Genomic DNA, 25,246 nt, shown 5'->3' on the forward strand with positions numbered 1-25,246 from the left:
AGGATTGAAATGAACCCGTTGGGTATCCACTCGTTCCTAGCGTCGGCGAGCGCGGAGTTCGGGGAATAGGTGAGTGGGAACCGGGCTGGGAAAGCCTTGGCGCAAGTGTCTTGCGCCGAGCCCGTCCTTATCGGCACCTCAACGAAGAACTCCCGCAGGATGGCTGAATATTTCGAAATCACTTCCGCGTGCGATTCCGATCAACGTCACCTGGGCAGCTTGAGCGGTGCGAATTGCGAGCGCAGTTGGCGCGGAGACTGCGATGACGATTCCGGCATCGATCGCAGCGGCCTTTTGCACCATCTCGACCGATATGCGGCTCGTGAGAATGACGGCGCCGGTGCGGCCTGAAATGCCCTCCGATGCCAGCGCGCCAGCTAGCTTGTCGAGCGCGTTGTGGCGCCCGACGTCCTCGCGCAGGATCATGTCATGATCGCCGGGTCGAAAAAGGCCGGCGGCGTGAGTAGCGCGGGTCGCGCGGTTCAAAACTTGAGCTTCGCCAAGGCTTTCGATCGACATCCGGATCTGTTCCGGCGTGAGGCTGATCCGTCGCTCAACGGGGCGGCGTGTCCGGTTGGCCTCAGCGAGGCTTTCGATGCCGCATAAGCCGCAGCCTGTCGGGCCAATCAGTCGCCGGCGCCGATCCTTCAGGAGACGCCCCGCACCCGGGCTCAACCAGGTTCGGACCTCGATGCCGTCCAGACCGGGAACGACCGACAGTTCTTCGATCTCGCCAACATCTTCGATAATTCCTTCCGTCAGACTGAACCCGAGCGCGAGGTCGGTCAAATCGGATGGCGTGGCCATCAAGATGGCGACAGTTGTTCCGTCGTAGACCAGCGCGACGGGGGATTCCTCGGCCACCACCCGTTCGTCCTGCGTCCCGTTCGCGGTCAGGCGCGGCAGTTTGACTGTCGATTCGTGCGCGCGCTCGCGCAGCGGGAAGTGGGAGCCGTGCATGATGTCCGTCCAGCGACGACGTATCGACGCGCAAGCTGATGCAATGTTCCTGTCGCGGAGGAACCAGCGACGCCACCTCCGGTTTCCCGTTGGGGACTGGCAATCGAGGGCTCGCCATGCGGCAAAAAGCAAAAGTCGAAACCTATGATGCGCCGGCTGGTGGCTGGGGCTCGCTCAATGCCGTAATGCACATTCTCACGCAGGAAGAGGTCGCGATCCTCGGCAGCGAGATCCTGCTGAAGCAGAACAAACCCGGCGGGTTCATGTGCGTGAGTTGCTCCTGGGCCAAGCCTGCAAGCCCGCATCCGTTCGAGTTCTGCGAGAACGGCGCCAAAGCGACCGCGTGGGAAATAACAGGCAAAACCGTTACGCCGGAGTTCTTCGCACAGCATACGCTCACCGAGTTGAGGAACTGGTCCGATCACCAACTGGAGGAGCAGGGACGGCTGACCCACCCGATGCGCTACGATGCGGACAGCGACAGATATGTGGCGGTTGATTGGTCCGAAGCATTTTGCGAGATCGGCAACGAGCTCAACAGGCTCGATCCCCGCACGGTCATCATGTACACGTCCGGCCGCGCCTCGTTGGAAGCGAGCTACATGTACCAGCTGTTCGGCCGCATGTACGGCACGAACAACTTTCCTGATAGCTCCAACATGTGCCACGAGACGACGTCGGTGGCTCTTCCGCAGGTGATCGGATCACCGGTCGGCACGGTGCTGCTGAAGGACTTCGAACACACCGACTGCATCTTCTTCTTCGGCCACAACACCACCACGAACGCGCCCCGCATGTTGCATCCGTTGCAGGAAGCTGCCCAACGCGGCGTGCCGATCGTGACCTTCAACCCGCTCCGTGAACGTGGGCTGGAGCGTTTCGTCAATCCACAAAGCCCCGTACAGATGATCGCGGGCGGTACGCGCATCAGCTCGCAATATCATCAGGTTCGGATCGGCGGAGACGCTGCGGCAATGGTCGGCATCTGCAAATGGGTGATCGAGTCCGACGATCTGGCTCTGGCGAACGGAAGCGCGCGCGTCGTTGACGTCGATTTCATTCAGCAACACACGGCCGGATTTGAGGAGTTTGCCGCCTTCTGTCGCGCCCAGGATTGGCACGAGATCGAGCGTGCATCGGGACTCTCCCGGGTGGCCATGCGCGATGCCGCGAACACCTACATGGCCGCCAATGCGGTGATCGCCAATTACGCGATGGGGGTGACCCAGCACAAGCACGGCGTCGAGACCGCCAAGATGATCGTGAACCTGCTGCTGCTACGCGGCAATATCGGCAAGCCCGGGGCCGGCATCTCGCCGATCCGCGGTCACTCCAACGTTCAGGGTCAGCGCACCGTCGGGATCTCCGAAAAGACGAAGCTCGTGCCGCTCGACGAGCTCGGCGAACTCTATGGCTTCGAGCCGCCGCGATGGGATGGCCTGACGACTGTGGACGCCTGTCAGGGCATTTTGAAGGGAGATGTGCGCGGCTTCTTGAGCCTTGGCGGTAATTTTGTGCGCGCCATTCCGGAACGGTCGCTGATGGAGCCGGCCTGGTCCGGCCTGCGTCTGTCGGTGCAGATCGCGACCAAGCTCAATCGCAGCCATATCGTGCCGGGAGAAGTCACCTATCTCCTGCCGTGCCTTGGCCGCATCGAGATCGACGAGCAGGCAAGCGGCGCCCAAGCGGTCTCGATGGAGGATTCTACCGCGTGTATTCATGGCTCGCGTGGTCAGCGCGAGCGGGTGGCCAAAGAGGCTCTGTCCGAGCCGGCTATCGTGGCGGGCCTCGCCAAGGCGACGCTCAAGCCCAATCCCAAGGTCGACTGGGACGCCTGGACTGGCGATTATTCGAAAGTCCGCGATGCCATAGAGCGGACCTATCCCGACCAGTTCAGGAACTTCAATCAACGCATGTTCGAGCCCGGCGGATTCCCGAGACCGCTGGGAGCTCGAGAGCGCAAGTGGAAGACGCCAAACGGCAAGGCGAACTTCACCGTTCCGAAGAACGCCTTTGCGCCGCCACAAGAGAACGACGGCGTCTATGAATTGATGACCATGCGCGCCGATGGGCAGTTCAACACGACGATCTATAACGAGGACGACCGCTTTCGCGGCATCCAGGGCAGCCGCTACGTCATCCTGATGAATTCCGCCGACATGGAGGCGGATGGCCTGAAGTCGGGCGACACCGTCACTCTTGTGACTGAGGCTGGTGACGGCGTCGAGCGCAGCCTGAGCGAGCTTCAGGTCGTGCCTTACGACATTCCGCGCAGGACGATTGCCGGCTATTACCCCGAATGCAACGGCCTGATCCCGTTGTGGCACTACGCGGAAGGCAGCAAGGTGCCCGCGGCCAAATCGGTTCCGGTACGGGTTTTCAAGGATGTTCCTCCGGAGATCATCGAAGGCGGAGAGATTCCTATCGCGACCGACTGAATCCCAGCCTCCAAAATTGGATGTCCGATGAAATCAAACTCGTTCAATGACGGCGCCGAGCGAACCTTTGTTCTCGTGCTCGATCCAGGTGAGGAAGCTTTCAAGTCGATCACGGAGTTTGCCGAGCGTGAGAAGATCACGGGCGCGTCGGTGTCCGCGATCGGAGCCTTTTCGCAAGCGAAAGTGGGCTGGTTTGACTTTGCTGCAAAAACCTACAAGCCGATCGAGGTCGGCGAGCAATGCGAGGTGTTGAGCGTGCTTGGTGACGTCGCCCAAGGAGATGACGGCAAGGCCAGCCTGCATCTTCATGCCGTGCTGGGGCTACAGGACGGCACGGTGCGCGGTGGCCATCTGCTCTCCGGCCTGGTGCAGCCGACGCTCGAAGTGACGATCACGGAGACGGTGGTGCACTTGCGTCGCAAGAAGCGCCCCGACCTCGGGATCGCGCTCATCAGCATCTAGCGATTGGAGGCATCATGTACGCCTTGTTTGAAGGAGATCGGCAATCCGTTCGCGACCGAAAAGGAAGTCTGGGAGGCGGTGTTGATCGAAGGCCTCGTGACGGATGTTCCTGTCGCAGATGAGGAAGGTGGTCGTCTGCTTCCAGCCGGCTATCACGTCCAACAGGTGAGTGAAACGGCGCGTCCCGAGGGCGCAGGGGCGAGCCGGAATCCTGACAGAGGCTCCTAGATCCGATCGGGAAGCTTCGATGAATATGCCCCTCCATCCAACTGCCACCGATATTGCGATACGGCTCGCACTCACCATGCTGGCAGGCGGGATTGTCGGTCTCAATCGCGGCGCCCGTGGCCATGCCGCCGGTTTTCGGACGACGATCCTCGTCTGTCTAGCGGCCTCGATTGCAATGATCCAGGCCAATATTCTGTTGCCTCTCGGAGGCAAGACTTCCGAGTCCTTCTCGGTCATGGATCTCATGCGTCTCCAGCTCGGAATTCTGACGGGTGTTGGCTTCATCGGTGGCGGAACGATCCTGAAACGGGGGGACCTCGTCACCGGCGTCACTACGGCGGCGACGTTGTGGCTGGTTACTGTGATCGGGCTATGTTTCGGCGGAGGACAGCTCGCGCTTGGGACTGTGGCGACCGTATTGGCCGTATTCACGCTTTGGGCCCTCAAAATGGTCGATATCTGGATGCCGCGAGAACATCGTGCCCGCCTGGTCGTGAAGGGCCCATCACAGTGGCACGTGGTCGACGATGTACGAGAACTGGTCGGACAAAGGCACGTTCGTGCGCGGTTTCAGGAGCAGACACGGGCGGCCGACGGCAAAAGCGCGGAATATGCGTTTGAACTTGCCTGGAGGCAGCCGGAACAGGCAGAGCTGCCGCTGGATATGTTGCAGGCAATTGAAAAGCAATTCGAGATCGAGGCCTTTGAGGTCGCAACGGACACCGGCCGCTGATCTGAAATTGATCAGGTCCGACTAAAGACTGGGAATGGCATAGGAACGGTCGCACCCCAGTTTCGTTGGCGGAACAGCTCACTGGATTCCCCCAATGCAGCGACGGACATTTCTGGTTTCGCTGGCGGCGTGGCTTGTCGGCACAACATCCCTCACGCGTGCCGGCGTGATCTATGGTCACGTACCATGGTCGCCTTATCCCAGTTCGACGCCCGAATGGGTCCGGCCAGGACCGTGGCAATTCTTTAGCCTGGACGAGGCTCGCGCGATAGAGGCGATCGCCGATCGGATCATTCCATCCGATCCGGATACGCCGGGCGGCAAGGATGCAGGCTGCGCCGTCTTCATCGATCGTCAGCTCAAGGGGCCCTATGGCGCAAGCCAGGGCCTCTACACGCTTGGACCCTTTGTGAAGGGCACCAAAGAACAAGGCTCGCAATCGGAGCTCACGCCCGGCGAACTCTATCGCAAGGGATTGGCGGCCCTCGACAAGCACTGCAAGTCAACGCAGAGCGGCAAGACCTTTGCGGAGCTTGATTCCGCTGCGCAGGACGACATGTTGCGGAAGATCGAGGCGGGCGAGATCAAGTTCGAGGGTGTCGACGCCCAGGGCTTCTTCTCCGCATTGCTGAAGGATATTCCGGAGGTTTTTTTTCCGACCCCATCCATGGCGGCAATCGCGACATGGTGGGCTGGAAGATGATCGGCTTTCCCGGCATCCGCTACGATTATCGCGACTGGGTCGGTCGTCACAACGAGCGCTACCCGCATCCGCCCGTCAGCATCGCTGGGCGAGCCGATTGGACCCCAGCCAAATCGTGAGTGCTCCATATGGGCCGCAAGCTTCCGCGCAAAGACGTTGTCATCATCGGACTGGGGTGGACGGGCTCGATCATGGCCTACGAGCTCGCGGATGCTGGCCTCGATGTGATCGCGATCGAGCGCGGGCCCTGGCGTAATACGGCCACAGATTATCCGCCCGGCTATGCGGCTGACGAATTGCGCTATCGCATTCGCCACGAGCTGTTCCTCAGTCCAAGCCAGACCACGTTTACATTCCGCAACAAGATGGACCAGACGGCGCTGCCGATCAGGAGTTGGGGTGCGTTCATGCCGCCGAACGGCGTCGGCGGAGGCGGCGTGCACTGGAATGCGGAAACCTGGCGCTTCCTGCCGTCGGATTTCGTCCTGAAGACCCATCTGACCGAGCGCTATGGTGCGGCCTTCTTGCCTGAGGACATGACCATCCAGGATTGGGGTGTCACTTATGACGAGCTCGAACCGCACTACGACCGGTTCGAATATCTCTGCGGCACGTCCGGCCAGGCTGGTAACGTCAAGGGCACCCTCATGGAGGGCGGCAATCCCTTTGAGGGGCCGCGCTCGCGACCCTATCCAAATCCGCCGCAGGAGCAGCCGTTCGGACACACGCTGTTCGGCAAGGCGGCCCGCGATCTCGGCTACAAGCCGTTCCCGCAGCCCTCAGGCAACATGTCCCGTCCCTATCAGAACCCATTGGGTGTCCGTCTCGGACCGTGCACCTATTGCGGCTTCTGCGAGTGGTTCGGCTGCGGTAACTACTCGAAGGCCTCGCCGCAGACGACGGTGTTGCCGGCGCTGGTCCGCAAGCCAAACTTCACCGCGCGTGACAATAGCGAGGTGACGCGGATCAATCTCGATAGCTCCGGCAAGCGCGCCACCGGCGTGACGTTTGTGGATGCCGCGGGCGAAGAGTGGGAGCAGCCGGCCGATCTCGTCGTGCTATCCGCATTTGCGATCTTCAACGTCCAGCTTCTTCTGCTGTCCGGAATCGGAAAGGCTTATGATCCCGAGACCAACACAGGGGTGGTCGGCCGCAATTTCACCCACCAGACAATTTCCGACGTCGTCAGCTTTTTCGACCCCACCAAGTTCGTCTTCAACCCTTTCATCGCGTCCGCCGCGATCGGGATGTGCATCGACGAGTTCAACGGCGACAATTTCGACCATGGTCCGCACGGCTTCGTGGGCGGCGGCTACATGGGACAGATCCAAACCAACGGCAGGCCGATTGAAACGACCCCAGTGCCGCCGGGAACGCCGCTGTGGGGCGCGCAATGGAAGAAGGCCGTGAAGGAGAACTATCAAAGCGCGATGAAGCCCGGCACCGGCGTCCATGGCAGCATGTACAGCTACCGGGACGTCTATGTGGATCTCGACCCGACTTACACGGATAGGTTCAATCGGCCGCTGGCGCGGATCACGATGGATTTCCACGACAATGAGATCAAGCAGAACAAATTCCTGACGGATAAATTCGCCGAGATATTCCAGGCGATGGGCGCAAGGCAGATGGTCAAGGAATATCGCAAGGCGCCGTATGACGTCACGAAATACCAGACGACCCATCTGTGCGGTGGCGCGATCATGGGAAGCGATCCCGGAACGAGCGCGCTCAATCGCTATCTCCAGAATTGGGATGTGCCGAATCTATTCGTGCTCGGTGCCAGCGCATTTCCGCAGAACGCCGGTTACAACCCGACCGGAACGGTCGCTGCACTTGCCTATTGGGCCGCCGATGCGATCCGCTCCAAATACCTCAAGAACCCCGGGCAACTGATCAATGCGTAGAGCCGCGCAGTTCGCCCCTCGCCACGCTCGTGCTCGCTTCGGGCATTTGCGGGGCCATGGGAGCGGGCATGCAGGACTTCGCCGCCGTGGAACGTGGGCGCTATCTCACCAGCGCGGCCGACTGCGGAAGTTGCCATACCATTCCCGGCAGTGATCATCCCTTCAGCGGCGGTCGCCCGATCGAGACGCCGTTTGGCGTGCTGGTCGCACCCAACATCACACCGGATCGCGAGACAGGGATTGGGGCCTGGAGTGACGAGGAGTTCGACGCGGCGGTGCGCAGCGGCCGCCGGCGTGACGGCAAGCGGCTCTACCCGGCGATGCCTTTCCCTTATTTCGCGCGCATGACATCAGAGGATGTGAAGGACATTCGGGCTTATCTGTCGACGATCGATCCGGTGCGCAATCCCGTGACCGTGAACCACCTGCCGTTTCCGCTGAACCAGCGAATGGCCATGGCTGTCTGGGACGAACTTTATTTCACGCCTGGCATCTTCAAAGACGAGCCGTCAAAGTCGAAGCAATGGAATCGCGGAGCCTATCTGGTCCAGGGTCCCGGCCACTGCGGCGCCTGCCACACGCCGAAAACCTTCCTGGGCGGGGACGAGAGCTCGAAGCCCCTGCAAGGTTATACGCTTCAGGGCTGGGTCGCCCCGGATATCACCAGCGGACAAGGACCGCTCGCGCAATGGTCCCGTGACGCTGTCGCACAATATCTCAAAACCGGTCACAATCAATTTGCCGCCGCGGCGGGCCTTATGGGCGAGGTGGTCGAGCTCTCGACGTCCAGACTGACGGACGACGACGTCAAAGCGATGGCGACGTACTTGAAGGATGTGTCCGGGCCAAAGCCCACGGCTGACAGTTCGGCCGACGCCAAGGTGCTGACTGCGGGCGGCGCGATTTACCAGGATCTCTGCTCCGCGTGCCACAAGTCGGATGGCACTGGCGTCCCCAATCTCATTCCAGATCTGACCCACGCCGCTACGGTCAACACCGGCGATCCCACGACGGTGCTGCGCGTGATCCTGCAGGGCGCGCAGAGCGTCGCGACCGACCGGGAGCCGACTGGCCCCGCCATGCCTGCCTTCGGCTGGCAACTGAACGATGAGCAGGTTTCTGCCGTGGCAAGCTACGTCCGCAATCATTGGGGCAAAGCGCAGCGCGAACCAACTGAAGCTTCACGTTCGCGTCACGAAGTCCATCAGTCCGAGCCAGAGCAGGATGCCAAGCCAAAATAGCCCGGCACCTGCAAAGACGAGCGTCAGGCCATTCCGGTGCCGCAATTCCATGAAAATTGCTGCGACGAGCGCCGCTTTGACGGTGCCGATACTCATGGCCACGACAGCATTGCCTGCCCCGAGTGGTACATAGGCGAGTGCGACCGTCAGTGCCAACAAGGCCAGCAGGCCGAGCCAGGCGCCGACGAGCGCCAGAGGCGGTCGCCATTGTGTCATGACGCAGCTCGCCCTGGCAGGTAGATCAGCGCGAACAGGAAGATCCAGACAACGTCGACGAAGTGCCAGTAGAGCGCCGCGCTGTGCAGTGCCGTGTGATGGCGTGTCGTTGGCGCCCTCCGGCTGATGATCGCAAGCGTTAGCAGCAGGCAAATCCCGATCAACATGTGCACTGCATGGATCGCCGTGGCGATTAAGTAGAAGACGAAAAATAGCTGGACGCCATTGGCGAGAGGGCGCGCCAACTGGAAATCGATGCCGGGGATCAGATGCTCGTGATATTCCTTGCGGTACTCGATCCCCTTGAGCGCGATGAACGCAAGGCCAAGGCACGCGGCGCCGACGAGAAGCCACGTGACGATCTTGGCGGTGGCGGCCGAGAAGATCTCGACGGCCCATGCCACCAGGAAGCTGGATGTCAGGAGAACGGCCGTGTTGATCGTTCCGATCAGGATGTCCGTATGTTGGCTGCCCTCTGCGAAGGCTTGGGGAAACGCGTGCCGGTAGACGAAATAGGCAAGGATGAGGCCCCCGAACAACAGGATTTCGGTCGCGATGAACACCCACATACCGAGCTCGGCACTGTGGTCACGATGAGGGATGGAGACATATTGGGAGGCGAAGACGGGCGGTTCAGGCATTTTGTGGCTCCGCCTCAAACGCTTCGTTGTATTGGTACGGTTCGCGCGTGACCACGGGCTGTGTCGCGAAATTCTCCTCGGGCGGTGGCGAGGACGTCTGCCATTCCAGTCCGGGTGCGTTCCAGGGATTTGCCGGCGCGCGGGCCCCGAAGAAAGCGGAATAACCAAGATAGACCAGCGGCATCAGATAGGCCACTGCGAGTATCACGGCCCCCCCGGATGAGAGCACATTCCAGACCTGAAACTCTGGCGGATAGACGTGATAGCGCCGCGGCATTCCTTCCGCGCCCAGGATGAACTGTGGAAAGAAGGTCAGGTTGAAGCCGAAGAAGATCAGGATGGCGGCTGTGCGCGCCCAATATTCCGAATAGAGGCGGCCCGTGATCTTCGGCCACCAATAATGCAGGCCGCCGAAATAGGCGGTCACCATGCCGCCGACCATGATGTAATGAAAATGCGCCACGACGAAATAGGTGTCGGTCGCGTGCACGTCGAAGGCAAGGCAAGCCAGGAACAGTCCGGTGAGACCGCCGATCGTGAACAGGCCGATGAACGCCAGTGCATAGAGCATGGGGGCATCGAAACGCAGTGACCCCTTATGCAGCGTTGCGGTCCAGTTGAACACTTTGATGGCCGAAGGCACCGCGACGATGAAGCTCGTGAAGGAAAACACCAGGCTTGCGATCAGCGATTGGCCGCTGACGAACATGTGGTGGCCCCACACCAGGAAGCCGACGCCGGCAATTGCGAGGCTCGCCCATGCCACGAATTTGTAGCCAAACACCGGCTTGCGCGAGAAGCACGAAATCAGCTCGTTGATCACGCCCATGCCGGGCAGGATCATGATGTAGACGGCGGGGTGAGAGTAGAACCAGAAGAGATGCTGGAACAGCAGCGGATCGCCGCCGATCCGGGGGTCGAAAATGCCGACGCCGAAGAAGCGTTCGGTTGCCATCAGGAGAAGCGTGATCGCCAGCACCGGCGTCGCCAGCACGAGGATGACGGACGTCGCATAGAGCGACCACAGGAACAGTGGTAGCCGATACCAAGTCAATCCGGGGGCGCGCAGGCGGTGGATGGTCACGATGAAGTTAAGCCCGGTCAGGATCGATGAAAAGCCGGCGATGAACACGCCAGCGGCCGCGACGATGACATAGCTGTTGGAGTAAAGGCTGGAAAACGGCGTGTAAAAGGTCCAGCCAGTGTCGATGCCGCCGGCGAGAATCGCGAACAAGGCCGTGCAGCCGCCGAGCATGAAGATGTACCAGCTCATCAGGTTGAGGCGAGGGAAGGCGAGATCACGCGCACCGATCATCAAGGGGACCATGAAATTGCCGAGCGTGTTGGGGATGGACGGGATCAGGAAGAACCACACCATGATGATGCCATGCATGGTGAAAAGGCGATTGTAGATGTCGGAGCTGACGAGATCGGCTTGTGGAGTGGCGAGCTCGATCCGGATGGCGGTGGCGGCCGCGCCCCCGATGAAAAAGAAGAAGATCAGGCTCGCGAAATAGAGGATCGCAATGCGCTTGTGGTCGGTGGTCAGGAGCCAGGATCTCAGCGTGTAGTCGGTCGTGAGATAGTTCTTTTCGCTCATGATGGGCGCCCCGCGAGCGATTTGATGTAGACGACAAGCCGCAGCAACTGGTCCTCGGTGACCTTGCCCTCGAATGAGGGCATCAGCGGCTGATAGCTGGCGACGATCTGGCTGCGCGGCAGCAGGATGGAATCCCGAATGTACTTGTCGTCCGCGATCACCGTGCTGCCGTCGGAAAGGGGAACGGGCTTGCCGTACAGTCCTTCCAGTGGCGGGGCTCGCACCTGACTGCCATTGCCGTGGCAGCCGCTGCAGCCGAGCTGACGAAACAGCGCGCCGCCTTCGTCGGCGAGTGGGCTCGCGGGGGCCTGCTGCGTCAACCAATGGGAATAATCGGCCGGGTCCATCGCCACAATCTCGCCGATCATGCCTGAGTGCTCCGTGCCGCAATATTCCGCGCAGAAGAGATGGTAGTGGCCCGGTCTGTCGATCTCGATCTCAATATCTTGATAGCGGCCAGGGACGACGTCGTGCTTGAGCCGCAGCGCCGGAATGAAGAAGCTGTGGATGACGTCCTGCGACGCCATGACGAGACGGACCGGCCGCTTGACGGGCAGATGCAGCGCATCGATCTCGGATTGGCCGCCGGCGTGTTGCGTCTTCCACATCCACTGCTTGGCGACAACGAAGACCACCAACTCGTCTGTTGGTGTTTTGTACATCTCGAAATAGACGCTTGCGCCCCACACGAACAGACCAAGGAAGCAGACAAAGGATGCTGCGGTCCAGCTGACTTCCCAGTGCCAGCTCTTGGAGGTGCGGTGCCCACGGTCGATCTCATTGCCGGCGCGATATCGCACGCAAAACAATATGAGCAGGAAGAACAGCAGGCCGAGGACGAGCGCGCTTGCGATCAGAAGGCCGGCAAACAGCAGGTCGACGTCGCCGCTTTGTGGCGACAGCCCGGGGCGCCAGAACGGAATCCAGTCACGCCACATCTAGGGCGAGCTCCGGCGATGCTTCCGGGATTGCATCATGGCGACGGCCATCCGGGCAAACCCTTGCGTAGCAGGATATCGACTGCGCGATCGATAGGGATGCGGACTGTTCCGCGCGGGCGATCGCTCCATCCGTAGCTCTGCGCGAAATGCGCATCATCGTCCCGTGATCGCTGGAACGTGTCGTGGGGATCGACCTCGAGCGGCGGCGCGTTCGAGCTCAGCGCGGGGCGGCCCGCCGGCGTGGTCGTTGTCATCGATAGGGGGAACATCCAAGGCAGCGTGAGCGGGATGACGACGATGAAGATCGCAAGGCCGCCTGCGAGCCATCCGACAAGGCGTATCCCCACGTCCGACCGCTCGTAGTCGAAGCGCTTGCTGTCCGCCATGTTGCTGCCCTCGATCGCGGCAGGACAATGCCGGGGGTCGAATAGCGTTCCTAGTTAGGAACCAATGGGCGGCGGCAAGCATTGCCGCCCCGACAACTCGCCACCGGGTCACAGCGGGAATGGTCCAGTTATTCTCTCCTGTGGCGGACACATGGATGCGCCTCTTTCTGATCGGCGGCCTGTCGCTGGTCGGCGGCAGCGTTGTTGCCGTCGTCGGCTTCGCGCGCTCGGCCTACATGACGGAGACCGACATCCGTCCGCAGCAGCCCGTGCCGTTCAGCCATCGCCATCATGCGGGGGAACTCGGCATCGATTGTCGCTATTGCCACAGCAATGTCGAGATGGGTCCAAGAGCCGGCCTCCCACCGACCGAGACCTGCATGACATGCCACTCGGAAATCTGGAGCAATGCGGCCATGCTGGAGCCGGTGCGGGAAAGCCTCGCTCGCAACACTCCGATCCAGTGGACACGCGTCGCTAAGCTCCCCGATTACGTATTCTTTCGTCACGACATCCACATCGCCAAGGGCGTCGGATGCGAGAGCTGTCATGGTCGCATCGACCAGATGGCGCTGACCTATCGGGCGAAGGCGTTCACGATGGAGTTCTGCATCGATTGTCATCGTGATCCGGCGCCGCGTCTACGTCTACCAGACCACATCACCGACATGGCCTGGCGCCCAACCGCAAACGCGCGCAAGGAAGGGGAAGCGATTGCGGCTCATGAAGGCATTCGGTTCGGTGAACTGACCCATTGCTATGTGTGTCACCGATGAAACGCCGCATCGACCATCAATCCCAGGCGACGGCCGGACCGCGGGTCTGGGCAGGCATCGAAGAACTCTCCGATGATCCCCGGTTGCGCGCGCTCATTGAAGCGGAATATCCCGCCGTTCTGGAGTTGCCGACGACGGCGCGCCGTCAGTTCCTGAAACTGATGGGGGCCTCTTTCGCATTGGCTGGACTGACCGGATGCGAGAAGAGCTCGTTTGTGGCGGCATTGCCTTATGTCGATCAGCCTGCGAACGAAACCATTGGCCTGCCGCGCTACTACGCGACCGCCGTCTTGCTCGATGGCTATGCGCAGCCTGTGATCTCAACGACCCATGCGGGACGGCCGACCAAGCTCGACGGCAATCCGGATCATCCGGTCACTCGCGGCCGCAGCGACGTCTTCATGCAGAGCGCCGTGCTGCAACTCTATGACCCCGATCGCGCAGCCGCGCCGAGCCGGCATGGCGAGCCCGTGAACTGGTCTGATGTGGAATCGGCGATGGGAACCATGCGGGAGAACTGGCGCGCTGATCAGGGCGATAGGGTCCGCCTGTTGCTCGGCCCCACTACGTCGCCGACGCTATTGCGGCAGATCGATGCCTTCCGGAAGCAGTTTCCAAAGGCGCGCGTTCATCTCCATACGACCACAGGACTTGAAGCCGGGCGGCAGATCACGACCGCGGTCTATGGGCAAGCCGTCGATCTGCATTATGAGCTTGCGAATTGCGATGTCGTGGTTGGCTTTGATGAGGACTTTCTTGGGCCAGGCCCCGACCAGGTGCGCAACGCTTTTGGCTGGTCGCAAGCGCGACGACGGTTTGGCGATCGGCCCGGCAATCTGCTGTTCATGGCCGAGAGTGTCCCGTCGGCGACGGGTGCATTGGCACATCAGCGCCTGATTGCCGACGCGAGGCGAATGCCGGCCCTTGTCGAGGCGCTTGCAAGCGCGCTCGGCGTTGCCGGCGCAACCAAGCCTGAATTGGCGGAAGCCGAGGCCGGCTGGATTGAGCGCGCCGCCGATGCCTGCAAGGAAAAGATCGGGCGGTCGCTGTTTGTCTCGGGATTAAGCGGCGGTATTGCAACTGCTCTCTGGGTCGCGCGGATCAATCAACAGCTCGGCAATGGCGGTGAAACCCTGAAGCTGACCGCGTCGCTTGCAGGCCCCTCGGAAACCGGAACTTTGGCCGCGCTGGTGTCGGACATCAATGCCGGACACGTCACCTCTCTCATCGTGCTCGACTGCAATCCGGCTTATACCGGGCCGGGAGAGCTCGAGCTTGGCGCGGCGATCGCGCGCGTCCGCTCGTCTCTGCACATCGGATTGCAGCGGGACGAGACCGGAGAAAAGTGCGAGTGGCAGCTTCCCCTGGCGCATGCGTTGGAGAGCTGGAGCGATGCGAAGGCCGTCGATGGTACCGCGACGATCCTTCAGCCGGTCATTTCGCCGTTCTACGACGTCAAGACGGCGCATCAGATCTTCGCAATGTTGCTCGGAGAGACTGATCCGTCTTCGGATGCCGCTGTCCGCGAGACCTGGCGGCAAAACTTTGGCGACGCATTCGAGGTGCGCTGGAGACAGGCGTTGCATGATGGCTTCGTGGAAGGCGCAGCACCGTTCGTCACGGTACCGCCTGCGGCTGACGCGACCGCCCCGCCCGGTACTGCTGGCGACCTCGACATCGTATTTCAGCCGGATCCGACGATCTGGGACGGCCGGTTCGCTAACGTCGGTTGGCTTCAGGAGCTTCCCAAGACGCTGACGACGGTGACATGGAGCAATGTGATCGCGGTGAGCCCGGCGCTCGCAAAGCGCCTTGCGGCGGCCAATGGCGATCATGCCGAGGTGGCAATCGGAAAGCGTCGCATCAACGGGCCCCTCTGGGTCATGCCAGGGCAGGCCGACAATACGGTTGCACTTTATCTGGGGTACGGCAGGACCCGCGCGGGACGCGTGGGTGACGGCCTGGGTTATGATGCCTACCAAGTGCGCCCCGACGCCGAACCGTGGCTGACGCAGGGGAGCCTGCGCAAGCTGGATACGCGGGATGATCTCCCTGTCACGCAGCTGCATCATCGCATGGAGGGCTTTGATTTCGCCCGGGAGGTCAGCCCCACCCAAGTAAAGGAAGCGTCCGGGCACCCGTCGATCGATCAGGCCAGTCTATATGCCAAATGGCCGTCGGCGAAGAACGCCTGGGGCATGGTGATCGACCTCGACAGCTGCATCGGCTGCAATGCCTGCGTGGCAGCCTGCACTGCGGAGAACAACGTGCCCGTGGTCGGGGCGGACCAGGTGAGAGCTGGTCGCGAGATGCACTGGCTGCGGATAGCGCGCTACTACACCGGCGACATCGCTGAGCCTCGCAGCTTTTTCGAGCCTGTGCCCTGCATGCATTGCGAGGATGCGCCTTGCGAGATGGGTTGCCCGGTCCATGCCACGACGCACAGTCCAGAAGGCGTGAATCAGATGGTCTATAACCGTTGCATCGGGACGCGGACCTGCTCCAGCTACTGCCCTTACAAGGTGCGCCGCTTCAATTTTTACGACTATCGCGCGCCGGCGGATTCGCCGACGCATGCCGCGCACAATCCCGATGTCACCGTGCGCTCGCGTGGCGTCATGGAGAAATGCACTTATTGTACCCAACGCATCGAGGCAGCGCATGTCGCCGCGGACAAGGAGAATCGCCCGATCCGTGACGGCGAGGTCGTTACTGCCTGCCAGCAGGCGTGTCCCACGAAGGCGATCGTGTTTGGTGACGTCAACGATCCGACCTCGGAGGTCGCGCGTTTGAAGCGCGATGGACGACATTACGTCCTGTTGGAAGAGCAGGGGACTCGTCCGCGGACGACCTATTTGGCGCGCTGGCGCGAGGACGAGACGGAATCGAGGCGGAGATGAGCGAGCAATCGGACATCCTGCCGACGCGTCAGAGCATGGGTGGCATTGCTGACCAGCTCACCGGCATTCCCCTTCATTTCCCCGCCGAGCGGCGCTGGCTGATCGCCATGCTGTTTGCAAGCGCTCTGCTGCTGTTGTTGCTTGTTTCGGCGGTCGAGCTGTTCACGCGCGGCGTCGGCATCTGGGGCATCAACACCCCCGTGAACTGGGCCTTTGCGATCCACAATTATGTCTGGTGGCTTGGCATCGGCCATGCCGGCACGCTGATTTCTGCACTGCTGCTTCTCACTGGCAGCGAGTGGCGCAACTCGCTCAATCGTTTCGCCGAAACGATGACGCTATTCGCCGTGGTCTGCGCTGGCATTTATCCGCTCCTGCATCTCGGTCGTCCCTGGTACGTCTATTGGATGTTTCCCTATCCCGCGACGATGGGCGTGTGGCCACAATTCCGCAGCCCGCTGGAATGGGACATTTGGGCGGTGATGACCTATCTCATCGTCTCGCTCGCCTTTTGGTATACCGGCCTGATCCCCGATCTCGCCGCCGCGCGCGATCGGGCTACCCGGCGCGGCTGGCAGATCTTCTTCGGCATCACGGCACTCGGGTGGCGCGGATCTGCCAAGCATTGGTCGCGCTGGTCGCAAACGTATCGGCTGATGGCGGGGCTCGCTGTCCCACTGGTTGTGTCGGTCCATAGCGAAGTCTCGTTGCTGTTTGCGGCCGGGCAGATCCCGGGCTGGCATTCGACGATCTTTCCGCCGTACTTCGTGCTGGGAGCTGCGTTTTCCGGATTCGCTGTCGTTTCCATCATTGCCGTGACGCTACGCTCCTGGTTCGGTCTCGAAAACCTCGTGACCGACGATCATCTCGATCTGCTCGGAAAAGTCCTGTTGGCGACCGGATTGATGACGGCCTATGGCTACGTCTTCGAAGTGTTCGATGTGTTCTATTCCGGTAACGAGCACGAGCTCCAGACCTTGGCCGACCGCTTCACCGGCGCTTACGCCTGGACTTATTGGGGCGCAGTCATCTTCAATTTCATTCCGCTCCAGGCCCTGTGGTGGCAAACCGTACGGCGGACGGGATGGGTGCTGCTGCCGATCTCGGTATCGGTTGCGGTCGGGATGTGGCTCGAGCGCTATATGATTCTCGTCAGCAGTCTCTATCGCGACTTTCTGGTTTCTTCGTGGAGCCATTTCACGCCGACGTTTTGGGACTGGTCAACTTATTTCGGCACGATCGGCCTGTTCCTGGTGCCATTCCTGATCGCTATCAGGATCATTCCCATGATTTCGATCTTTGAGACGAAAGAGCTTCTCCACGAGGAACAGGAGGAGCAACATGGCTGATATAGCGTACGGCCTGCTTGCGGAGTTTCGCACGCCCGAAGCGCTGATGGCCGCAGCCCGGGAAGCGCGCGAGGCCGGTTATCGTCATCTCGACGCCCTCACGCCGTTTCCGGTCGAGGGACTGGATCACATTCTGCACATCCCGCGACCAGGCATTTCCTTCGTAGGCCTGGCGGGGGCAATTGCCGGGGCGAGCACTGCGCTGCTGATGCAGGTCTACGTCAATTACGATTACCCGCTCAATGTCGGCGGTCGGCCCGTCTATGCGATCTCGGCCTTTGCGGTCGTCACGTTCGAGCTCACGATCCTGTTGTCGGCACTGTCCATGCTGATCGCGATGCTTTGGCAAAACGGGCTGCCGAGGCTCAATTACCCCGTGTTCGGCGCGCAACGGTTCCACCGCGCCAGCAGGGACCGCTTCTTCCTTTGCGTGAATGCGGATGATGACCAATTCAGCGCAGGTGAAACGTCGAACTTTCTTAGGAGGATTGGCGCGCTCTCGGTGGAGTTTGTGCCGAAATGACCAGGCTTGCGCTCGTCGTTGTGCTGGCCGGACTGGTTGCTGGATGTGACCAGAACATGGACGAGCAGCCGCGCTATAGTGATTATTCGCGCGCGCCCCTGTTCCGCGGCAGTGTGCTACGTCCGTCGCCGGCCAATACGATCGCCCGCGATGACCCCGAGCGGGAAAAGGCCGCTCACACCAAGCCGGCGCTCACGCCTGAACTGCTTGCGAGAGGAAAGGAGCGCTTTGGCATCTTCTGCTCGCCATGCCACGGCGGTGGTGGCGACGGAACTGGCATCATCGTGCAACGAGGCATGCCGCGTCCGACCAGCTATCATGACGACCGGCTGCTTGCAGCTGACGACCAGCATTTCTTCGACGTCATCACCAACGGCTATGGCGCGATGTATTCCTACGCTGCGCGGGTGCCGGCGGCCGACCGCTGGGCGATCGTCGCCTACATCCGCGCACTTCAGCTCAGCCGCCATGCCTCTCTCGATGACGTGCCGGCGGACGAGCGGTCCAAGCTGGAGGCCGCGCCGTGAAATATCGCGGCGTCGCAACGATTGCAGCCGTGGTCGCTGGCCTCGTCCTGATTGCCGGCTTTGCGGTCGATGCCCGATCGACAATTGCGGCCTATCTCGTTGCCTGGATCGCCTGGGGCGCAATTCCGATCGGAGCACTGATCCTCTTCATGACCAGCTATCTGGTGCGGCGTCGCTGGACCGGGGCGCTGCATCCCGTCTTCGTCGCGGCAGCCGGCCTTCTGCCGATCGTTGCGCTGACTTTCGTTCCGGTTTTGCTCTTCATGAAGGATATCTATCCCGCGATCGCCGATGGAGCTTCCTTGCCGCCGTTTAAGGCGCACTGGTTCACGCCATGGTTCTTCGTGCTGCGAACCGTGCTCTATTTCGCGGGCTGGATCGGGCTCGCCGAATGGCTCCGGCGATCCTGGTGCAACGACGAAGCCATGGTGCGCGCGGCATCGGCCGGCGCGATCGTCGGGGTTCTGCTCATATCGTTCGCCGGCATCGATTGGATGGAATCTTTGGAGCCCGGGTTTCACTCGTCGATCTATGGCCTGATCTATCTCAGTTTCACGCTGGTGAACGGAACCGCTTTCGCCATAGCAGCCGGCTTGTTGTCGCCGCGTCCCATCGGGCCGAGCCGCGGCTATAGCGGCCTGCTGCTCGCGGTGCTGCTGCTGTGGTGCTACCTCCATGCCATGCAATACATTGTCATCTGGTCGGGTAACATTCCCAAGGAAGTCACTTGGTATTTGGCGCGGTCGGAGCATGGTTGGCAGTTCGCCCTGGCGGTACTCTCCCTCGGTCAATTCGTCTTTCCGTTCTGCGCGATGCTCAGCAGCAAGGTGCGATCCGATCCGCACTGGCTGCTGGCTCTGTGCACGCTAACGTTGGCGATGCGGGAACTTGAATCGGCGATCCTCATCCTTCCTGCCATTCACGGACTGTTACCTGCTGTGACCGCTGTGATGCTGATCGCCGCAGGAGTTTTCCTCGGCTTGGTGTTCTGGCTGGCGTTCGATGCGGTCCTTGCGAGAGCTCCGGAAGAGAATGGGCCGATCGTGGCTATCTGGCCGCGAACTCGCGGCGAAACAGAAGTCCGATCAACAGGGCAAGGACAATGACGCTAATCGAGGAGGCGGCGAGCAGCAGCCGACGCGCTGCCAGCGTGTAGACGCCGGCTGCGGGGTCGAATCCGTAGCAGAGCAGGTGGACTTGATCGGTCCAGCGCCCGATGCGCCCCTGGCTCGCCTCGACCAGTGCGAGGCGCAGGTTCGCGGCATCGACCGACAGGGCGGAGAGGGCCCGAGAGATTCGCCCTTCCGGCGTGACGACGAATGCCGCCGCGGGATGGGCGAATTGGTCATGCTCGCGATCATAGATTGTCCGAACCCCAAACGCATCGCTCAGCGTCCTGATATCCGTACCGGTCGGGCGCAGGAAATAGCTCTGCTCGGGCAACCCACCCCTTTGGCTCACCCGTTCGTTCTTCATCGCCAGTGCTTGAGCCACCCCGTCCTTGGGATCGAAGCCGACGACGATCAGTCGATAGTCCTCGCCGGCCCTCAAGCCGGTATCGGCCAGCGCATTGGAGACGATCGATATCGCCGGTCCGCAAAGCGTTTCGCAAGTGTAGTCGGCCAGTATCCAGACGGTCGGGACGCCTCCGAGCCAGCTACGCAATGGCGCGGTGCGACCGCTCACGTCGCTCATGGGGACAAGCAAGGGAAGCAACGCGTTTGCGCGGGGAGCGAGAGCGATCTGGCCGAGCTCGGAGCTGGTGACGCCGGCTTGCGCTGGCAAAGAAACGGCCAAGCAGCCGCAGACCATCATGATCCACGTCAAGATCTGGGAGCGGCCCTGCCTTTCAGAAGCCTCGATTGGGCATTCGGTCGGCAAAATTCCCCCTGGATTGCGGATTACCGCGTGACGGTGGTTCCAAACGCGCGGCTTTGGAACGCCTCTTTGTCGCGCAGGTTCCTAATTCGGGGCACGCAGACACCCTCAAATGCCGTACGCGCTCACGGTGGAGGACGATGAGAGACACCAAATCCGAGGTCGCCGAAATTCGGGACGCGGTCCATCTCTGCATCGACATGCAGAATATCTTCGCTCCGGGCGGGCTCTGGGAGACGCCCTGGATGGCGCGCGTTCTACCGACGATCGTCGACATCGTCTCGCGGCATCAGTCGCGGACGATCTTCACGCGTTTCATCACACCGCGACATCCGGAAGAACGTCCAGGACAGTGGCAAAATTACTTCCGCCACTGGCACCAAGCGACCCGCAATCATCTTGCGCCGACGGCGCTCCAGCTTGTGCCGGCCCTTGCGCGTTACGTGCCTCCGTTGCGCATTGTCGACAAGCCCGCCTACTCTGCGTTCAGCAATCCTGGCCTCGCAAGTTTGCTGTTTGAGCTTGGCGTGGGAACGGGGTCATCTCAGGCGCAGAAACAGACGTTTGAGCGCCGTCGATCTCGGCTTCAGGGTGGTGATCGTCGAGGATGCATTGTGCAGTTCGTCGGATGTTGGGCACGACGCCCTGATGACGATGTACCGCACGCGCTTCCACGGCCAGGTGGATCTGGTGACTTCCGAGGAACTCCCTGACCACTGGCGCGAATAGCTACACCACCGGCTGCTTGTCTTTTCGCAGTTTCTCGATCACCGCGCGATCGATGTTAAGATGCGCGGCGACGAGTTCGGGCGGAGTCAGTGCCATCCATTGCGTGAGCGATACATCGACGAAACGTGGCGCCTTGAACAGCTCGAGGAACCGGAGCGGTTCATTGCCGGTATTTTCGATGAAATGGCTCATCGACATCGGGACGTAGCCGACATCGCCGGCGCGGTAGTCGAATGTCCGTGCCCTGGCTTCGGCCGCGAAAACCGTCATCCGCGCCTGCCCAGAGATGTAATATTGCCATTCATCGGCATTCGGATGCCAGTGCAGCTCGCGCATGTGACCGGGATTGACCTCGACCAGCGCCGCGGCCACGTCGCTTGAAATCGGGAAGTTGCGCATATCGGCAATCCGGACATTGCCGCCCGCCGATTGGGTCGGCGGCTGCTGGGTCAGCCGGAACACCATGTCGAGCGGAACTGCGCCAAGGGGATCGTGAACCTCGTCCGACGGCAACGCCGGAGGTGGCTCTGCCTGAAAGATGAAGCGCTCTTCCTTGGGGATACGGTCGAGGGCGTCCCGCTGAACGCCCAAGGTTTTCGCCAGCACGCCGGGATCGTTGTGGGCGAACAAATCGGTGATCGCAAACGTGCTGTCCTCGGAAAACTTGCCGTCCGGAAAGGCCAGCAGGAACTCACAGCCTTCATCCGGCAATCCCTGAATCGAATGGGGGATGCCGGAAGGGAAGTACCAGAGGTCGCCGGCACCCACGTCGGCAATGAAATTGTGGCCGTCGTTGTCGACGGCCGTGATGCGTGCCTTGCCGGCCAGCATGAACGACCATTCGGCCTGCTTGTGCCAGTGCATCTCGCGGACGCCACCGGGCGTCAGACGCATGTTGACACCAGCCATGGTGGTGGAAATCGCCAGCTCTCGCTGCGTGACCTCGCGCGACCAGCCGCCCTCGCGGACCTTCATATGGGCGTCGGCGAACGAGAACCGCAGATTCGGCATCGAGCCGTGGTCGGTGGACGGCGGCCGCAGGATGTTTGGGTTCTGGTCTTCGCGCTGCGCGTTGCGGGGACCGATAATGGTCGTGCCCTTGTTGCCGATGATAGGCTCGCTGCCTTGGACTGAGGCCCCCGCGGTCGCACCGAACGCGGCTGCGGCGGCGAGCACGGAGCGTCGATCAGGTAAATTCATCGCTTGCTCCGTTTAGGCACAAGTCAGGACAACCTTGCCGGCCGTATGGCCGCGCTCGACGCTCGCAAGCGCTTCGGCTGCCTGCTCGAGCGGGAAGGTTGCCTGAACGTGGGGCTTCAACTTGCCCGCATTAGCGAGCCTTCCGATCTCAGCCAGCTCTTCGCCGTCGGGCTCGACAGTGTAACGCATCGCGGTGACACCGAGTGCCTTTGCGCGGTCTTGCGACGGCTCCGTCAGTGTCGAGATCAGACGCCCGCCTTTCTTCAGCAGCTCCCACGAGCGCTCACGGGTTTCTCCGTCGATCAGATCGAACACCATGTCGAGGTCCTTGGCGACCTCTTCAAATCGCTGGGACTTGTAGTCGATCACTAGGTCTGCCCCGAGCGATCGCGCGAAATCGACGTGCTCGGTCGACACTGTGGTCAGCACGCGGCAACCCATGGCCTTGGCCAGTTGAATCGCGAAATGGCCGACTCCTCCGGAGCCGCCGTGGATCAGGACCGTCTCACCCGCCTTGAGCTTGCCGCGGCGGAACAGGCCTTGATACGCCGTCTGCCCCGCGAGCGGGATGGCTGCCGCTTGGACATGATCGAGCCCCACCGGCATGTCCGCAACCGCGCGTTCGTCCAGGACAGCCCGCTCGGCGTAACCGCCACCGAAGGCGGGAACCATGCCGAAGACGGCGTCGCCCGGTCTGAAGCGGGTCGCCTGGGCGCCGCATGTCTCCACAATGCCTGAGACGTCACGGCCAGGCGTGTAGGGAAGGCGATCGCCCTTTACGGATGGATATTTGCCGGACCTGATCTTGAAGTCGACCGGATTGACGCTCGCCGCACGTACGCGGACCAAAATCTGGCGTGCATCGGGACCCGATTGCTCAAGCCTTTCGACGCGCAGGACGTCATTGCCGCCGAACTGGTGAAACCGGACTTTCATAATCTGTGTCATGCCGGCTGACGTCTGAGCCCAGCTTCCGTTCCTATCTGATCGATTAAAGCGTCAGTCTCGCCAAATGGCACTCCAGAGCAGGAACTGGCGACGAAAACCTCTGTTACTGGACTGATTTGTCGAGGAGATACCATGAAGGAACTGGACGTTCGCAGAGGCATGCCGCCCGTCAAAATAGCGCGTGAAGAGTTCGAGCGCCGCTACAGGAGCCAGTTCGCGGATCCCGCTTTCGTCCCCCTCCAGTGCGAACTCGATGCTATTGTCAGTGCTGCCTGGGATGCCTACAGCCATTCGCGCAAATCGCCAGTGACACGGAAGGCGGGCGCGGGGTTTGCCGACCCCGACTATGAACTCTCTGTTGACTGGCTGGCGGCACGCGCCGCCATTCTTGAGGCTCAGCGGCGGCACGACGATGCCCGGGAAAATCCGCGCATCCTCATCATCGACGGCTCGGCCCGCAGCGAGCACACTTGTCCCGGCGAGATGTCGAAAACCTGGCGTATGGTCAAGCTCGCCGAGCCCGTCTTCTCTGAGATGGGCTTTGCCGTCGACATCCTCGATCTCTCGCGCCTCACCGCCGAGTTCGGCAAGAACATCCATCCCTGCAAATCCTGCGTTTCCACCGCCATGCCGGCTCTGTCACTGGCCATATCGTGAGCCTATGAAGCGCTATTGCAAAGCAACATTTGAACAATGTCTTCTTGCCGCCACTGCTGAGCGTAGTGAAGGACGTCTCTCTTCGTCATCAATGCCACCGCTACGAATGACGGGATAGAAATCTGCTTTCGAGATAACCACCTGATCCTTTGCAGAAAGGCCTAGGACTTCAGCCCGTAACGGGCAACCGAGAAAGAGTCTCTTCAGTTCCTCAAGGTTGGTCTCGTCCTCTTCCGCAGCGGCGTCAGGGGCACAATCGTTTCAATGTTGAATCTCAGACATGTCGCCGCCGCGGTCGGCAGCTCGCGCGAAGTGCTGATGGAGAAGCTCAATCGCCGTGGCCCCCGAATCGGCGGACCGATCCACCCGCTCAGGCGGCCGCCTCAATAGCAATTTGGGATGGTTGCGAGTCCCGGATTTAGTGAGCCTGTCAGTCGGTCCGCGAGGCCTTTCTCTCTGTTCGATGATCTCACTTGAGGAATCGGTTCGCCAGAACCGGCCGGCCGACGCGCGCCAGCAATTTGCGGCAGGCATCTGCTGCCAGCTTTGCGCGTTGAACCGCAGGCAAAGCCGCGTTTCGCGTTGAGGGGGCCTCTATGGCAACCGCGGTCTCGGCCGGGAAGGCCCGCACGAAATCATCGAGCCATAGTCCACCCTCGCCCGGGTAGAGCCTGCCGCCACGCGCTTCGGCCCGAAGGTTCTCGAAGGCGGGCGGCGTGGCCGGGACATCGCAGAGATGCATGAAGCTGAACAATGCCGGATCGTAGGATGCGAGATCGGTAGGGTGACCTCCGGAGCGGCTGAGGTGTACGGCGTCAACAAGGATGCCTGCATTCGCAGGCCCGGCCGCCTGAAGCAGTGCGTGGGTTTCCACGAGATTGCGCAGATGCGTATAGGGAAGGAACTCCAGCATGACGCGCAGCCCCCGCAGGTCCGCCGCCTCGCACAGCCGCGCAAGATTATCGACCGAGCGGGCGTGATCCGGGTCGTTCCCGCAAGCGAGAAGGTGTTGGGCACCGAGTTCAGCGGACACGTCAAGCATCGGCCCGAGCGAAGCAACATCTGTTTCCGGGAGCAGCCAGACGGCTTCCATATCCAGAATTCGCATGCCCGTCGCAGCCAGCCGCGCCTTGATGGCTCGCTGCATGGCGACGTCGCCGACCACCGGCACGATGGGAGCAGCGCCGGGCGGCGGCACAATCCGCAACCCGACGGTATCAAACCCCGCCGCCGCACCCGCCTCGATCAGTTCGAGAGGGCCGGCGTCAATGATCGTGAAGTGAGCGAGTGAAAGCAACGGCAT

The 25,246-nt window shown here is 61.4% G+C and carries 22 protein-coding genes and 2 pseudogenes; 14 read left to right on the plus strand and 10 right to left on the minus strand.

The annotated features are described in order from the left end of the window. Nucleotides 1–138 precede the first annotated feature (138 nt). On the minus strand, nt 139–1,092 hold the full coding sequence (fdhD, locus tag FXB40_RS42965) for a formate dehydrogenase accessory sulfurtransferase FdhD (protein WP_246208318.1): 954 nt from the start codon (nt 1,090–1,092) through the stop codon (nt 139–141). Between fdhD and FXB40_RS42970 the strand changes: the two genes are divergently transcribed. From FXB40_RS42970 to FXB40_RS43000, 6 genes are all read left to right on the plus strand, one after another. Continuing rightward, on the plus strand, nt 1,077–3,398 hold the full coding sequence (locus tag FXB40_RS42970) for an FdhF/YdeP family oxidoreductase (protein WP_148778281.1): 2,322 nt from the start codon (nt 1,077–1,079) through the stop codon (nt 3,396–3,398). The genes fdhD and FXB40_RS42970 overlap by 16 nt on opposite strands. A 27-nt stretch (nt 3,399–3,425) precedes the next feature. Then, entirely contained in the window at nt 3,426–3,860 is a 435-nt protein-coding gene (locus tag FXB40_RS42975) for a PPC domain-containing DNA-binding protein (RefSeq protein WP_148778282.1), read from the plus strand. 247 nt (nt 3,861–4,107) lie between these two features. After that, nucleotides 4,108–4,821, plus strand: a complete 714-nt coding sequence (locus FXB40_RS42985; protein WP_148778283.1) for an MgtC/SapB family protein — start codon at nt 4,108–4,110, stop codon at nt 4,819–4,821. 94 nt (nt 4,822–4,915) lie between these two features. Next, on the plus strand, nt 4,916–5,524 hold the full coding sequence (locus tag FXB40_RS42990; protein WP_430648184.1) for a gluconate 2-dehydrogenase subunit 3 family protein: 609 nt from the start codon (nt 4,916–4,918) through the stop codon (nt 5,522–5,524). 128 nt (nt 5,525–5,652) lie between these two features. After that, nucleotides 5,653–7,431: a GMC family oxidoreductase gene (locus tag FXB40_RS42995; protein WP_148778284.1), complete on the plus strand. Its 1,779-nt coding sequence runs from the start codon at nt 5,653–5,655 to the stop codon at nt 7,429–7,431. A 68-nt stretch (nt 7,432–7,499) separates the two neighbouring features. Beyond that, nucleotides 7,500–8,672: a c-type cytochrome gene (locus FXB40_RS43000; RefSeq protein WP_210352238.1), complete on the plus strand. Its 1,173-nt coding sequence runs from the start codon at nt 7,500–7,502 to the stop codon at nt 8,670–8,672. Here FXB40_RS43000 and FXB40_RS43005 read toward each other — a convergent pair. From FXB40_RS43005 to FXB40_RS43025, 5 genes are read right to left on the minus strand one after another with little or no spacing between them, the layout of a single operon-like run. Beyond that, on the minus strand, nt 8,613–8,888 hold the full coding sequence (locus FXB40_RS43005) for a cytochrome C oxidase subunit IV family protein (protein WP_148778286.1): 276 nt from the start codon (nt 8,886–8,888) through the stop codon (nt 8,613–8,615). The genes FXB40_RS43000 and FXB40_RS43005 overlap by 60 nt on opposite strands. Beyond that, nucleotides 8,885–9,529 (minus strand): cytochrome c oxidase subunit 3, encoded by a 645-nt coding sequence (locus FXB40_RS43010; RefSeq protein WP_148778287.1) that lies wholly within the window; start codon nt 9,527–9,529, stop codon nt 8,885–8,887. The genes FXB40_RS43005 and FXB40_RS43010 overlap by 4 nt, the downstream gene beginning before the upstream one ends. After that, nucleotides 9,522–11,129 carry a cytochrome c oxidase subunit I gene (gene ctaD, locus FXB40_RS43015; protein WP_148778288.1) on the minus strand — a complete coding sequence of 536 codons (1,608 nt, stop codon included), beginning with the start codon at nt 11,127–11,129 and terminating at the stop codon, nt 9,522–9,524. Before ctaD ends, FXB40_RS43010 begins: the two co-directional genes overlap by 8 nt. Next, nucleotides 11,126–12,067 carry a cytochrome c oxidase subunit II gene (gene coxB / locus FXB40_RS43020; protein WP_148778289.1) on the minus strand — a complete coding sequence of 314 codons (942 nt, stop codon included), beginning with the start codon at nt 12,065–12,067 and terminating at the stop codon, nt 11,126–11,128. The genes ctaD and coxB overlap by 4 nt, the downstream gene beginning before the upstream one ends. 35 nt (nt 12,068–12,102) lie before the next feature. Next, entirely contained in the window at nt 12,103–12,456 is a 354-nt protein-coding gene (locus FXB40_RS43025) for a hypothetical protein (protein WP_148778290.1), read from the minus strand. A 119-nt stretch (nt 12,457–12,575) separates the two neighbouring features. Here FXB40_RS43025 and FXB40_RS43030 point away from each other — a divergent pair, with 119 nt between their 5' ends. The 6 genes from FXB40_RS43030 (at nt 12,576) to FXB40_RS43055 (ending at nt 19,637) form a co-directional block, all read left to right on the plus strand. Next, a complete protein-coding gene (locus FXB40_RS43030; protein WP_148778291.1) occupies nt 12,576–13,232 on the plus strand; it encodes a cytochrome c3 family protein in 657 nt (218 codons plus the stop codon). Beyond that, nucleotides 13,229–16,132 carry a TAT-variant-translocated molybdopterin oxidoreductase gene (locus tag FXB40_RS43035; protein WP_148778292.1) on the plus strand — a complete coding sequence of 968 codons (2,904 nt, stop codon included), beginning with the start codon at nt 13,229–13,231 and terminating at the stop codon, nt 16,130–16,132. Before FXB40_RS43030 ends, FXB40_RS43035 begins: the two co-directional genes overlap by 4 nt. Continuing rightward, complete coding sequence (gene nrfD / locus FXB40_RS43040) at nt 16,129–17,481, plus strand: NrfD/PsrC family molybdoenzyme membrane anchor subunit (protein WP_187437522.1); 1,353 nt, start codon at nt 16,129–16,131, stop codon at nt 17,479–17,481. The genes FXB40_RS43035 and nrfD overlap by 4 nt, the downstream gene beginning before the upstream one ends. After that, the gene (locus FXB40_RS43045) at nt 17,474–18,004 is read left to right on the plus strand and encodes a DUF3341 domain-containing protein (RefSeq protein WP_148778293.1); all 531 of its coding nucleotides are present in this window, start codon (nt 17,474–17,476) and stop codon (nt 18,002–18,004) included. Before nrfD ends, FXB40_RS43045 begins: the two co-directional genes overlap by 8 nt. After that, on the plus strand, nt 18,001–18,531 hold the full coding sequence (locus FXB40_RS43050; RefSeq protein ID WP_148778294.1) for a c-type cytochrome: 531 nt from the start codon (nt 18,001–18,003) through the stop codon (nt 18,529–18,531). The genes FXB40_RS43045 and FXB40_RS43050 overlap by 4 nt, the downstream gene beginning before the upstream one ends. 149 nt (nt 18,532–18,680) lie before the next feature. Next, nucleotides 18,681–19,637 carry a hypothetical protein gene (locus FXB40_RS43055; RefSeq protein WP_148778295.1) on the plus strand — a complete coding sequence of 319 codons (957 nt, stop codon included), beginning with the start codon at nt 18,681–18,683 and terminating at the stop codon, nt 19,635–19,637. Here the strand turns inward: FXB40_RS43055 and FXB40_RS43060 are convergent. Then, on the minus strand, nt 19,579–20,226 hold the full coding sequence (locus FXB40_RS43060; RefSeq protein WP_148778296.1) for a thioredoxin domain-containing protein: 648 nt from the start codon (nt 20,224–20,226) through the stop codon (nt 19,579–19,581). The two genes, FXB40_RS43055 and FXB40_RS43060, sit on opposite strands and share 59 nt — an antisense overlap. A gap of 323 nt (nt 20,227–20,549) precedes the next feature. Here FXB40_RS43060 and FXB40_RS43065 point away from each other — a divergent pair. Further along, nucleotides 20,550–21,138: pseudogene (locus FXB40_RS43065) on the plus strand (cysteine hydrolase family protein). Here FXB40_RS43065 and FXB40_RS43070 read toward each other — a convergent pair. Both FXB40_RS43070 and FXB40_RS43075 read right to left on the minus strand, forming a co-directional pair. After that, complete coding sequence (locus FXB40_RS43070) at nt 21,139–22,338, minus strand: oxalate decarboxylase family bicupin (RefSeq protein WP_148778297.1); 1,200 nt, start codon at nt 22,336–22,338, stop codon at nt 21,139–21,141. A gap of 12 nt (nt 22,339–22,350) precedes the next feature. Next, a complete protein-coding gene (locus FXB40_RS43075) occupies nt 22,351–23,274 on the minus strand; it encodes an NADP-dependent oxidoreductase (protein ID WP_246208322.1) in 924 nt (307 codons plus the stop codon). Between the two features lie 144 nt (nt 23,275–23,418). Here FXB40_RS43075 and FXB40_RS43080 point away from each other — a divergent pair. Beyond that, nucleotides 23,419–23,935, plus strand: a pseudogene (locus tag FXB40_RS43080) (NADPH-dependent FMN reductase); the annotation flags it as partial. Nucleotides 23,936–24,412: 477 nt separating this feature from the next. Here FXB40_RS43080 and FXB40_RS43085 read toward each other — a convergent pair. Then, a complete protein-coding gene (locus FXB40_RS43085; RefSeq protein WP_148778299.1) occupies nt 24,413–25,246 on the minus strand; it encodes a sugar phosphate isomerase/epimerase family protein in 834 nt (277 codons plus the stop codon).

The organism is Bradyrhizobium rifense (assembly GCF_008123425.1).
Taxonomy (GTDB): domain Bacteria; phylum Pseudomonadota; class Alphaproteobacteria; order Rhizobiales; family Xanthobacteraceae; genus Bradyrhizobium; species Bradyrhizobium rifense.

What these genes read in the sequence shown, in the direction of transcription:
- FXB40_RS42970 (WP_148778281.1), top strand. Translation starts at nt 1,077, where the DNA reads ATGCGGCAAAAAGCAAAAGTCGAAACCTATGATGCGCCGGCTGGTGGC.
- FXB40_RS42975 (WP_148778282.1), top strand. Translation starts at nt 3,426, where the DNA reads ATGAAATCAAACTCGTTCAATGACGGCGCCGAGCGAACCTTTGTTCTC.
- FXB40_RS42985 (WP_148778283.1), top strand. Translation starts at nt 4,108, where the DNA reads ATGAATATGCCCCTCCATCCAACTGCCACCGATATTGCGATACGGCTC.
- FXB40_RS42990 (WP_430648184.1), top strand. Translation starts at nt 4,916, where the DNA reads ATGCAGCGACGGACATTTCTGGTTTCGCTGGCGGCGTGGCTTGTCGGC.
- FXB40_RS42995 (WP_148778284.1), top strand. Translation starts at nt 5,653, where the DNA reads ATGGGCCGCAAGCTTCCGCGCAAAGACGTTGTCATCATCGGACTGGGG.
- FXB40_RS43000 (WP_210352238.1), top strand. Translation starts at nt 7,500, where the DNA reads ATGCAGGACTTCGCCGCCGTGGAACGTGGGCGCTATCTCACCAGCGCG.
- FXB40_RS43005 (WP_148778286.1), bottom strand. Translation starts at nt 8,888, where the DNA reads ATGACACAATGGCGACCGCCTCTGGCGCTCGTCGGCGCCTGGCTCGGC.
- FXB40_RS43010 (WP_148778287.1), bottom strand. Translation starts at nt 9,529, where the DNA reads ATGCCTGAACCGCCCGTCTTCGCCTCCCAATATGTCTCCATCCCTCAT.
- ctaD (WP_148778288.1), bottom strand. Translation starts at nt 11,129, where the DNA reads ATGAGCGAAAAGAACTATCTCACGACCGACTACACGCTGAGATCCTGG.
- coxB (WP_148778289.1), bottom strand. Translation starts at nt 12,067, where the DNA reads ATGTGGCGTGACTGGATTCCGTTCTGGCGCCCCGGGCTGTCGCCACAA.
- FXB40_RS43025 (WP_148778290.1), bottom strand. Translation starts at nt 12,456, where the DNA reads ATGGCGGACAGCAAGCGCTTCGACTACGAGCGGTCGGACGTGGGGATA.
- FXB40_RS43030 (WP_148778291.1), top strand. Translation starts at nt 12,576, where the DNA reads ATGGTCCAGTTATTCTCTCCTGTGGCGGACACATGGATGCGCCTCTTT.
- FXB40_RS43035 (WP_148778292.1), top strand. Translation starts at nt 13,229, where the DNA reads ATGAAACGCCGCATCGACCATCAATCCCAGGCGACGGCCGGACCGCGG.
- nrfD (WP_187437522.1), top strand. Translation starts at nt 16,129, where the DNA reads ATGAGCGAGCAATCGGACATCCTGCCGACGCGTCAGAGCATGGGTGGC.
- FXB40_RS43045 (WP_148778293.1), top strand. Translation starts at nt 17,474, where the DNA reads ATGGCTGATATAGCGTACGGCCTGCTTGCGGAGTTTCGCACGCCCGAA.
- FXB40_RS43050 (WP_148778294.1), top strand. Translation starts at nt 18,001, where the DNA reads ATGACCAGGCTTGCGCTCGTCGTTGTGCTGGCCGGACTGGTTGCTGGA.
- FXB40_RS43055 (WP_148778295.1), top strand. Translation starts at nt 18,681, where the DNA reads ATGACCAGCTATCTGGTGCGGCGTCGCTGGACCGGGGCGCTGCATCCC.
- FXB40_RS43060 (WP_148778296.1), bottom strand. Translation starts at nt 20,226, where the DNA reads ATGAGCGACGTGAGCGGTCGCACCGCGCCATTGCGTAGCTGGCTCGGA.
- FXB40_RS43070 (WP_148778297.1), bottom strand. Translation starts at nt 22,338, where the DNA reads ATGAATTTACCTGATCGACGCTCCGTGCTCGCCGCCGCAGCCGCGTTC.
- FXB40_RS43075 (WP_246208322.1), bottom strand. Translation starts at nt 23,274, where the DNA reads ATGAAAGTCCGGTTTCACCAGTTCGGCGGCAATGACGTCCTGCGCGTC.
- FXB40_RS43085 (WP_148778299.1), bottom strand. Translation starts at nt 25,246, where the DNA reads ATGCCGTTGCTTTCACTCGCTCACTTCACGATCATTGACGCCGGCCCT.